General features: G+C 65.1%; 9 protein-coding genes. 1 reads left to right on the forward strand and 8 read right to left on the reverse strand.

The window, feature by feature from the left end; genetic code table 11:
* Nucleotides 1–115: 115 nt before the first annotated feature.
* The 8 genes from trbJ to BGN95_RS21130 form a co-directional block, all read right to left on the reverse strand.
* Nucleotides 116–865: a P-type conjugative transfer protein TrbJ gene (trbJ, locus tag BGN95_RS21095; RefSeq protein WP_286773906.1), complete on the reverse strand. Its 750-nt coding sequence runs from the start codon at nt 863–865 to the stop codon at nt 116–118.
* Nucleotides 866–901: 36 nt separating this feature from the next.
* Nucleotides 902–3,334: a conjugal transfer protein TrbE gene (trbE, locus tag BGN95_RS21100; RefSeq protein WP_286773907.1), complete on the reverse strand. Its 2,433-nt coding sequence runs from the start codon at nt 3,332–3,334 to the stop codon at nt 902–904.
* Complete coding sequence (locus BGN95_RS21105) at nt 3,328–3,615, reverse strand: VirB3 family type IV secretion system protein (protein WP_286773908.1); 288 nt, start codon at nt 3,613–3,615, stop codon at nt 3,328–3,330. Before BGN95_RS21105 ends, trbE begins: the two co-directional genes overlap by 7 nt.
* The gene (locus BGN95_RS21110; RefSeq protein WP_502688330.1) at nt 3,612–3,941 is read right to left on the reverse strand and encodes a TrbC/VirB2 family type IV secretion system protein; all 330 of its coding nucleotides are present in this window, start codon (nt 3,939–3,941) and stop codon (nt 3,612–3,614) included. Before BGN95_RS21110 ends, BGN95_RS21105 begins: the two co-directional genes overlap by 4 nt.
* Complete coding sequence (gene trbB / locus BGN95_RS21115) at nt 3,938–4,930, reverse strand: P-type conjugative transfer ATPase TrbB (RefSeq protein WP_286773915.1); 993 nt, start codon at nt 4,928–4,930, stop codon at nt 3,938–3,940. Before trbB ends, BGN95_RS21110 begins: the two co-directional genes overlap by 4 nt.
* Nucleotides 4,931–4,944: 14 nt before the next feature.
* Nucleotides 4,945–5,349: a CopG family transcriptional regulator gene (locus BGN95_RS21120; RefSeq protein WP_286773909.1), complete on the reverse strand. Its 405-nt coding sequence runs from the start codon at nt 5,347–5,349 to the stop codon at nt 4,945–4,947.
* 5 nt (nt 5,350–5,354) lie between these two features.
* The gene (locus tag BGN95_RS21125) at nt 5,355–7,385 is read right to left on the reverse strand and encodes a conjugal transfer protein TraG (RefSeq protein ID WP_286773910.1); all 2,031 of its coding nucleotides are present in this window, start codon (nt 7,383–7,385) and stop codon (nt 5,355–5,357) included.
* A gap of 374 nt (nt 7,386–7,759) precedes the next feature.
* On the reverse strand, nt 7,760–8,161 hold the full coding sequence (locus BGN95_RS21130) for a winged helix-turn-helix transcriptional regulator (protein ID WP_286773911.1): 402 nt from the start codon (nt 8,159–8,161) through the stop codon (nt 7,760–7,762).
* Between the two features lie 115 nt (nt 8,162–8,276).
* On the opposite strand from BGN95_RS21130, the gene BGN95_RS21135 reads away from it, so the two are divergent.
* The gene (locus BGN95_RS21135) at nt 8,277–8,711 is read left to right on the forward strand and encodes a nuclear transport factor 2 family protein (RefSeq protein ID WP_286773912.1); all 435 of its coding nucleotides are present in this window, start codon (nt 8,277–8,279) and stop codon (nt 8,709–8,711) included.
* The last annotated feature ends 440 nt before the right edge of the window (nt 8,712–9,151 follow it).

A 9,151-nucleotide genomic window follows, 5' to 3' on the forward strand; every position in this document is an offset into this window, starting at 1 on the left:
CCTCCTGATCGGGGAAAAAGCCGCGGGGTTCGCCCGAGGGGGAGCGGGCACTAGCGAACCCCGCGGCAGCTACGGCGGCGGCGAGGCCGGGCCGGCGCCGTCTCGACGGCAGTGCCTATTGGGGTGTGTAGGCGTTGCCGGAGCCGAGGAACCTGGTGGTCGCCGCGCGTGCGTCGCCTTGCCCCTGGATGCGACTGGCTCGGTCGATCGCATCGGCACGATATTGCGCCGCCATCAGCGTCTGGATCTGGAATTGCTGCTTGGCGACGAGCGCGAGCAGCTGATTGGTCGCCTGCTGCGCCTGGAGCCCGCCCTCGGCGCCCTGGCTGCGCGCGACAATGCCGTTGAGCACGCCCTGATCCGCCGAGATGCCCTCGACCACCTGGGCCTGCACCGACATGGTCTGCTTATAGGCTGCCATCGAGGTATCGAGCCGGGCGCGGGCATCGAGGACATGCGCATCGTTGCCGAGCGCGGCATTGAAGCTCGTCGGAAACATCGACCGGAACTGCTGGTCAAGATTGGCGACGCGGAACTGAATGCCGCGCGCCTGCCCCATCAGCTGGTCGATCTGCTGGATCGTCTGCTGCAATGCCTGTAATTCCGGGAAGTCGATCCGGGTCAGGTTCTTCGCCTGATTGATCAGGCTCTGCGCCTGGTTCTGCAGCATGCGAATCTGGTTGTTGATCTGGGTCAGCGTCCGCGCCGCGGTCAGGATATTCTGACTGTAGTTCGACGGATCGAACACGATGAGCGCGTGTGCGGGTCGGCTCGGCACGACGATGCTCATCGCCAGCGCGCCGGCGGCGCCAAGGCCGAGCGCGCCGGCAACAAGGTATTTTCTGAGATGCAGTTCCTTGGTCATGGTCGTTCTCCGGGGGTTGGAGGCGAGAGAGCGGGTTCAGCTGGCGGTACCGGGAAATTTGCCAAGGAGCTCGGCCGCCCAGGCGAGGTCACTGGATCTGAAGAAATGGGCCGCAAAGTTGTCCGAGCCGTGCTCGGCGAGGATCGCATCGATCCGCTTCTGGCTCGCCGGATCGGACGCGCCGCACAGCGCCAGGGCGATCGGGCCAAGCCCAAGTTCGAACAGGCGATTGCCGCGTGCTGATTGCAGATAATATTGCCGCTTCGGCGTCGCATGGCTGATCAGCTCGATTTGCCGGTCGTTGAGCCCGAATCGCTCGTAGGTCGCGCGCGACTGTGGTTCGATCGCGCGATCGTTGGACAGCAATATGCGTTGCGGACAGCTCTCGATGATCGCCGGGGCGATGCTGCTCTCCGCGACATCGGCGAGGCTTTGCGTCGCAAACACCACCGCGACATTCTTCTTGCGCAGCGTCTTCAGCCATTCGCGGATCCGCGCGGCGAACAGCGGATGGTCGAGGAAGACCCAGGCTTCGTCGAGGATGAGCAGCGTCGGCCGTCCATCGAACCGTTCGCCAAGCCGATGGAACAGATAGGTGAGCACCGGGGCGACGACGCTCGTCGTCCCGAGCAGCGCCTCGGTCTCGAAACACTGCACGTTGGAAAACCGTAACCCGCTTTCCGCCGCGTCGAGCAGTCGGCCATGCGGTCCATCGAGCGTATAGGGCTGGATCGCGGTGCGCAGTGCGTTGGACTGGAGCAGCAACGCCAACCCGGTCATCGTCCGTTCGTGCGCTGGTGCCGACGCGAGGCTGGTCAGCGCGGACCAGACCGCATCCTTGACCTCAGGCGTAACCACCACCTTCTCGGCGTCGAGCAAGGCGACGATCCATTCGGTTGCCCACGCGCGTTCGAGCGGATCGTCGATCTCCCGCAGAGGCTGGAAGGCCAGAGCTTGTCCGGCCTCACCGCCTTGCCCAAGCGAGTGATGTGCGCCGCCCATCGCCAGCACGGCGGCCCGCGCCGAGAAGCCTTTGTCGAAGACATAGACCTGTCCACCAGCGTAGCGTCGAAATTGCAGCGCGAGCAGCGACAGCAGCACCGACTTCCCCGCGCCGGTCGGCCCAACCACCATCATGTGGCCGACGTCGCCGACATGGACCGACAGCCGATACGGCGTCGAGCCGCTGGTCTGCGCATAGAGCAACGGCGGGCCGTCAAGATGCGCGTCGCGTGCGGGGCCTGCCCACACCGAGGATAGCGGCATGAGGTGCGCAAGGTTCAGCGTATGGACGAGCGGCTGGCGGACATTGGCGTAGATCTGGCCGGGCAGGCTCGCGAGCCACGCTTCGACCGCGTTCATTCCCTCGCGAATGCAGGTGAACCCGAGCCCGTTGACGATCCGTTCGACGCTGCGAACCTTGTCCTCGACCCGCGCCCGGTCGGTGTCGGCGACGGTGACGGTCGTGGTGAGATAGCCGAACGCGACATGATCGCCGCCCAGCGCCTGGAGCGCGAGATCGGCATCCACCATCTTGTTGTCGGCATCGCTATCGAGCAGCTGGACCGGCTGATTGTACATGACCTCGCGCAGCAGCGCGGTGATCGATTTGCGCTTGCTGAACCACTGACGCCGGAGCCGGGTCAGCGCCCTGGTGGCGTCGGTCTTGTCGAGCGCGATAAAGCGGGTGACCCAGCGGTAGCCGAAATCCTGATGGTTGAGCGCGTCGAGAATGCCCGGCCGGCTCACGTTCGGAAAACCAAGCACGGTGAGCGTGCGTAGATGCTGGCTACCCAGCATCGGCTCGAGTCCGCCGACGAGCGGGGTGTCGACGAGCAGGCCGTCGAGGTACATCGGCGTCTCGGGGACCGCGACGTCGTGGCGTCGGGGCGAGATCGTGCCGTGAAGAAAGGTCAGCGTCTCGCGATCGTCGAGCGCGACGACCCCGGGCATGAACCCGGCGAACAGGTCCAGCGCGCGATCGGTTTCGGCGACGAATGCCGCAAGCGCCTGATGCCAGTCGCGCCCTTCACCTTCCGAAGTCCGCTCGACGAGCATCCGCCCCGCCGTGTCGGCCTGATCGGCCGGCGGCAGAAAGGTCAGTGTCAGACAATAGCGACTCTCGAAATGCTGTCCCGCCGCTTCGAAACCGGCGCGGCGCTCCTGATCGACCAGCCAGCTCGCCGCATCGGGGAATGCGCCGTCGGGGTAGCCGATCGCCTCGCGGCGTTCGGCTTCGACATGCAGCGCCCAGCCCGAGCCGAAGCGCTTCAGCACATTGTTGGCGCGGGCGCAGGCCGACACGAGTTCCGCTTCGGTCGCGCTTTCGAGATCGGGTCCCCGAAACCGCAACGTGCGCTGGAAACTCCCATCCTTGTTGAGGACGACGCCGGGCGCGACCAGTGCCGCCCAGGGCAGATGGTCGGCAAGCCGATCGGCCGTGTTGCGATATTCACGCAGGTTCAGCATGCGAGATGACCTTTCTGGCGCAGATGACGGGCAAGCACCGGCATGAAGTCCGGGTCGCGCTTCGCTGCGAAAACCGCCAGCGTATGCCCGACCGCCCAGACCACGAGCCCCGCAATCCATTGCTGGAGGCCGAGGCCGAGCGCGGCCGCGATCGTGCCGTTGATGATCGCGACCCCGCGCGGCGCGCCACCGAGCAGGATGGGTTCGGTCAGAGATCGGTGAAGCGGCACCTCGAACCCGTCGAGATGTCCCGCCTGACTATAGGCGCCCCCGCCGGTCATGCGATCAGCGCTCCACCACCGAAGCTGAAGAACGAAAGGAAGAAGCTCGACGCGGCGAAAGCGATCGACAGACCGAACACGATCTGGATCAGGCGGCGAAACCCGCCGGCGGTCTCGCCGAATGCGAGCGTCAGACCGGTGACGATAATGACGATCACCGCGAGGATTTTGGCGACCGGACCCTGAACCGACTCGAGGACCTGCTGGAGCGGCTGCTCCCATGGCATGCCCGAGCCGGCCGCCCGGGCCCGGGTCGAGATGACAAGAGCGAATGCGGCGCCGACCAGGGAAATGGCGCGGCGCGGCAGGAGACGGGCATGGTTCACGATGTTTCTCCTTCTTCAAGAGCTGCAGGATCGGGCGTGAGGTCGATGACCGAGTAGCTCCCATCGGGATCGACCCCAGTGACGCGGGCGATGCTCGAAACCCGGCGGCCTCTGCCGCGCCCGGAGATGAACACGATCATGTCGATCGCCTCGGCAATCAGCCGGCGCGGGACGGTGACCACGCTCTCCTGGACAAGCTGCTCGAGCCGGTAGAGCGCGGCGGTCGCGCTATTGGCGTGCACCGTCGCAATCCCGCCGGGATGTCCCGTGTTCCAGGCCTTGAGCATATCGAGCGCCTCGCGGCCGCGGACCTCGCCGACGATGATGCGGTCGGGCCGAAGCCTGAGGGTCGAGCGAACGAGATCGCCCATCGTCACGCTGCCGGTGCGGGTGCGCAGTGCCACGACATCGGGCGCGGCGCATTGCAGCTCGCGCGTATCCTCGATCAGGATCACCCGCTCGTCGAGATGGGCCATCTCGGCAAGCAGCGCGTTGGCGAGCGTCGTCTTGCCCGATGAGGTGCCGCCAGCGACGAGGATGTTCATGCGATCGACCACGGCGAGGCTGAGCTGCCGCGCGATCCCGGCCGGCATGATGCCGTCCGTCACATAGTCCATCAGCGTGTAGATGCGCGCGGCGGGTTTGCGGATCGAGAAACAGGGGGCGAGGCTGACCGGCGGCAGCACGCCTTCGAACCGTTCGCCGGCACCCTCGCCATGCGGCGGCAGTTCGGCGGACACGATCGGCGCGCTGGAGTGAACCTCGGATCGCGCGTGCGACGCGACGAGACGGATGATGCGTTCGACCTGCGCGGGATCGATCACCGAACCCGTATCGCTTCTGCCCTCTCCCAGGCGGTCGAGCCGTAGCCTGCCGTCGGGATTGACCATGATCTCGATCACCAGCGGATCGGCGAGCGCAGCGGCAATCGCCGGTCCCATCGCGCTGCGCAGCATGGCGCGGCGCCGACCTTCGGAGACGTTGGACATGGAGAACGCATCGGTCACGACCGCTCCTCCTCATTCTCATCTCTGCCGATCGTGCGTTTGCCGCTGGCAAGCTGGCGGCCGACCTGGGCGACGAAGGCCTCGAACCGCTCGCGCCCGACCGCGCGGGCGGCGTGATCCGCCTCAGGCAGCGGCGCGGTGACGGTCAGCTGGTAGCGAACGAACAGCGACAGGCTTTCGAGCAGCACCTCGTCATTGCGCGATTGACGGGCGAGTTCGCGCGAGATTCGATCAAGCCGGGTCTTGAGAAGGTCGTCGACCTCCTTCGATCCGCGCCGCGCAAGCCAGGCAGCGAGCGCATCGCCGACAATCCCGCTCTTGGTCGCACCGGGCTTCGCCGCGAGCGCCTCAAGCGCGTCGCAGAGGTGGCGCTCGAGATAGAGGTTCTGGCGGAACTTCATCGCCGTCACAGCCCCAGCGGCAGTTGTGGGCCGCCGTCCTCACCGATTCCGAATGCGCGCGCGGCGGTGGAGAGACCGCGCGCGCGATCCATCGCGCGCTGGTCGGCTGCAACGTTCCCTTCGTCCTGGTCGTCACTCAGAAGATCGAGCTGCTTCGGCTTTTCCGCCTTCGCGGTCGCCTCCTCACCGAGGCCGGGATGACGCTCCTGCTGGAGGCCGCCCTCATCGGCCTCGGCATCGATCGCTTCGGCCGCACGTTCCAGCCGTGCGTCCGGCTTGCGCGCGAAGGTCCCCCACTCGTTGGACCGCGCCCGCGGGCGATCGACATAGCGATCGGCGCGGAGCGCCGGTGGCGGATCGAGCCGATCGCGAAAGTTGGGATCGTCGTAATATTGGAGCTTGCGGGCGCGGATTGGCGCGAGACCGGAAATCAGCACCAGCTCATCGGTCGCCGGCAGCTGCCCCACTTCGCCGGGGGTCAGCAGCGGGCGCGCGGTCTCCTGGCGGCTGACCATGACGTGCGAGAGCCACGGCGCGAGCCGGTGCCCGGCATAGTTGCGCATTGCCCGTTGTTCGGTCGCCGTCCCAAGCGCCTCCGAGACGCGCCGCGCGGTACGATCATCATTCGTCGAGAACGCAACGCGGATATGGCAATTGTCGAGGATGGAATTGTGCTCGCCATAGGCACTGTCGATCTGGTTGAGGCTCTGAGCGATCAGGAAAGCGCGGATGCCGTATCCGGCCATGAAAGCGAGCGCCGTCTCGAAGAAGTCGAGCCGCCCGAGCGCCGGAAACTCGTCGAGCATCATGAGGAGCTGGTGGCGATGCCCCCTGCCCTGTACCCCATCGAGCCGCTCAGTCAGCCGGCGGCCGATCTGGTTGAGGATCAGGCGGATCAGCGGCTTGGTGCGGCCGATGTCCGAAGGCGGCACGACGAGATAGAGCGACGCGGGCCGCCCACCGTCGGTCAGGTCAGCAATCCGCCAGTCGCAACGTGACGTAACCTCGGCGACGGTCGGGTCGCGATAGAGACCGAGGAACGACATCGCGGTCGACAGCACGCCGCTGCGCTCGTTGTCGGACTTGTTGAGCACTTCACGCGCCGCTGACGCGACGACGGGATGGACGAGCGGCGCCTCCTTGGTGCCGAGGTGGTTGGTCGACATCATCCGCTTCAGCGTGTCGACGAAGGTGCGCTGCGGATCCGAAAGGAAGGTCGCAACCCGCGCGAGGGTTTTCTCCTCCTCGGCGTAGAGAACGTGGAGGATCGCCCCGACCAGCAGCGAGTGGCTGGTCTTCTCCCAATGGTTGCGGCGTTCGAGCGCGCCCTCGGGGTCGACGAGGATGTCGGCGATATTCTGGACATCGCGCACTTCGAACGCGCCGCGGCGCACCTCGAGCAGCGGGTTGTAATGCGCCGAGCGGACATCGGTCGGGTTGAACAGCAGCGCATGGCTGAAGCGTGCGCGCCAGCCGGCGGTCAGCTTCCAGTTCTCGCCCTTGATGTCGTGAATAACCGCCGAGCCCGTCCAGCTGAGCAGGGTCGGAATGACGAGACCAACGCCCTTGCCCGACCGCGTCGGCGCGAAGGCCATGACGTGTTCGGGGCCATCATGGCGGAGATACTCCCGGTCGCAGCGCCCGAGAAAGACCCCGACGTCACGGAACAGGCCGGCGCGCGCGATGTCCCGATGCGTGGCCCATCGCGCCGAGCCATAGGTCGTGACATGACGCTGTTGCCGGGCTCGCCACAGTGATCCGCATATCGCCGCCCCGCAACCAATGAAGCCGCTGGTACCGGCGATCATCCCGGCGTGGTCGAAGATCTCCGGCGCATAGGCGTCGAAGTGAAACCACCACGGGAAAATCTGCCACGGGCGATAGATCGGCGTGCCGAAGAAGGTGAACCATGCCGGCCCCAGTTCCGGCTGGTAGGCCAGCATCGCCGCGGCCCATTGCGTCGCGAACCAGATGCCGGCGATCACGATGCCGAAGACGACAATGATCTGGCCGATAAGCAATCTGGTCGGGGTCATGATGGGGCTCCGGCCGGACGACGACAGGCCGCTCCGGTTGATGCCCCGGAAGATCAGCCAAACCGGGATCCGTGAAAATTACGGTTGTGACGCGCCACGATGCGCCGAGACGCAAAGTTCCGGTGAAATTGAGAATTACCCCCTGTATGAACGACTGGTTCCGGTACACTGCCGCAGAGGCGTGGGTCGGGAGATGTTTCGAGCGCAACGTGAGCATTCGGCAGCTACGCGCTCGAAATCGGTCGTTCGATCCTGACTATGCCCTTCTGAGAAGCCGCCGGCCTGAATCGGGATTGACGGAATCCATTGGTCGAGAAATCGTCAGCACATGCTGCCGCAAGAGGACCTTAAAGCCCGCCACGGTGAGCCCGCGCCTAGCCTTGTCGAGCGTCATATTCCGACTGCGCGGCCCTGACCTGTTGCCAATAACGCTTCACCCAATCGACCATCCCCTGCGTTGGCACGAGAAGGCTCTTGCCGAGGGGGGTCAGCTCATATTCGACGCGCGGCGGCACTTCGGGAAACAGCTCGCGAACAACAAGGCCATCGCGTTCGAGGTTTTTCAGCGTCACCGAAAGCATCCGCTGCGAAATTCCGGGTATAGCGCGTTCGAGCTCGGAGAACCGCGCCCGTCCACCCAGCAGATCCAGCGAGAGGACGAGGAAGATCGTCCATTTGTCGCCGATCTTCGTAAGCAGCTCCCGCAGAGCCATCGGATCCGTCGTCCGGCAAACGGCCGACGGATCCAGCGCCCGGATATTGCTCTGCCTGGCCATCACTTACTCCAAAGTTAGCTACGGATTTGAAAGTGCGTTCTTCCCCGTAGCCTGCTGACGGAATATATGTAGCTATACATTGGTAAGCAACTTTCTGATTTCCGGAGGTGCGGTCATGCAGAACGACGATTATTCAATCTACGACGCGGCCCGACCCTATTTCGAGCTGGTCCGGAGCGCCCTGGGCGATCGGGTCGACGGTGGGCACTTCTTCGACGTCGTCGCCGACGATATCGTCTACGAGGTCCTCTACAATGTGCCCGGCTGGCCGCCAGTGATCCGCGGCCGCACCGCGCTGATGCAGGCGTTCGCCGGCTACGGCAACGCGATCACGCTTGATTCCGCGGACAACCTCGTCGCCCACGTCACCGACGACGGAGCCGTCGTCGTGATCGAATACCAGGTCCACGGCACCATCCTCGCTTACGGGACCAGGTACGACAACCGGTTCTGCTCAATCATCAAAATCGAGAACCGCAAGGTCACGCACTGGCGGGACTATATGGATTCGCTGGGCGCCTGGAATTCACTCACGAACACAAAGCTCTAGCAACTCCCGGACGGAGATTCACCGTGAAGCAGATCCTCATCATCGAGGTGAGTCCGCGCGGCCGCGATTCCGTGAGCCGGGCAGTCAGCGCAACTCTCGTCGTTCGGCTCGCCGCCGGGTATCCGGAAGCGAGGATCGTTCGCCGCGACCTCGCCACCGAGCCTCATTCCGCACCTCGACTTCGACACGCTGCGCGCGATAGCCTCGCGAGACCCCGAGGATGCGACCCGCTTCAAGGCCTTGGGTGAGCTCTCGGACGAATTGACCAGCGAGTTGCTCGGCTCCGACACCGGTCGTTCCTGGTTGTGATATTCCTTCCAGAAAACCGGGCTGCCGACTTCTGACGCAGCAACAGCTGGGCAACCAAACGCTACTGCGCGCCGCGTTCCTGGGCGGCGTAGCGGACTGGGGCCGAGGGAAGCATGAGCACAGGGGGCGTC

Origin of the sequence: Sphingomonas sp. 66-10, assembly GCF_001897045.1 — a bacterium.
GTDB classification, from domain to species: Bacteria; Pseudomonadota; Alphaproteobacteria; order Sphingomonadales; family Sphingomonadaceae; genus Sphingomonas; species Sphingomonas lycopersici.